Annotated in this window: 1 protein-coding gene; it reads right to left on the bottom strand. The window is 41.2% G+C overall.

Translation table 11 applies throughout. From position 1 onward, the window contains the following. Positions 1–54 precede the first annotated feature (54 nt). Positions 55–1077, bottom strand: a complete 1023-nt coding sequence (locus tag RFK25_RS11445; RefSeq protein ID WP_332413539.1) for an IS30 family transposase — start codon at positions 1075–1077, stop codon at positions 55–57. Positions 1078–1164 lie beyond the last annotated feature (87 nt).

Genomic DNA, 1164 nt, shown 5'->3' with positions numbered 1-1164 from the left:
CGCACGTTGTCAAGTCAAGTGCAACAAGTTCATTGATAACTAGAGTTCCAGAGGTTAAGTTGTTTGGGCTAGCCCAAACAGGAATTTTGAGGATTGATACTGAAGAAGTCGTCTTGGGCGCTCATTGATGGCAGTGATATACTTGTCAAGTTCTTCAGAGGTTAGTGAATTAAGTGAGACTCCTTTAGGGATATATTCTCTGAGGAGGCCATTGAAGTTCTCGTTTGTGCCTCTCTCATGTGAAGAATATGGATGTGCAAAGTACACATCAACAGTTTCCAAATCTGATAGTGAACTAAACTCAGAACCATTATCTGCTGTGATGGATGCAATAGGATACAGACTGGTGAGATTCCTTACAGCATTATTAATGGTGTGGGACTGTTTGTCTTCTAGCTTAATGCCCAGTGCATAGCGTGTCTGGCGCTCTACCAAGGTCAAAATAACTGCTTCACCTTTGGTTTTCTTGCCAAGAACTAAATCAATCTCCCAATGCCCAAATTCAGAACGGTCATTGATACACTCTGGACGTTCTTCGATAGACTTACCCAAAGTCTTCCGATTCGTCTTCGTGACTTTCTTAGAACGCTTTCTGATACTAACCATCTTAGGCAGATCGATTGGTCTAATCGCTAACAGCCCCTCTTTGATATAACGATAAATCGTTTTGGTAGAGGGGACGATTTCTTCAGGATGGGTTGCTTTATAAGTCTGAACAAAACTATCTACGCTATGGAGACGGATGTTAGATTTCAAGGCATCTCCTAATTGTTTAATGAACTTAGCGGAGCAGTCATTCAACTTGAGATAAGAACACTTTTGACGATTGGTTTCATAGACACGTTGTCCACTATCAGCGAAATAGGCGCTGAAATAGGTTCGTTTCCCATTTTTATCCTGTACCTGATTTACTGAACCACGTTTGATTTCTCGACAGATTGTAGAACGGTGACGACCCAGGAGACGAGCAATCTCAACTGGTTTCTTTCCCATTTTAAGATAAGCAGCTATTTCACCACGTTCTGTGGCTGAGAGATGAGAATAGGATGATTTTTTGGTAGAATGAGTGTTGGACATGTTCATCTGCTTTCTATACTGAGTTGGGGAATTCTAGTATATCAGACGAACATGTCTTTTTTGTTGCACTTCATTTTACAACACGGG

Source organism: Streptococcus sp. SS-4456 (assembly GCF_036680365.1).
In the GTDB taxonomy this organism is placed as follows: Bacteria; Bacillota; Bacilli; order Lactobacillales; family Streptococcaceae; genus Streptococcus.
Note: the sequence above shows the minus strand (reverse complement) of the source record. Positions and strands in the feature narration are given on the sequence as shown.

Bases quoted from the DNA above. Each gene is read 5' to 3' on its own strand.
- RFK25_RS11445 (WP_332413539.1), bottom strand. From the start codon at position 1,077: ATGTCCAACACTCATTCTACCAAAAAATCATCCTATTCTCATCTCTCA.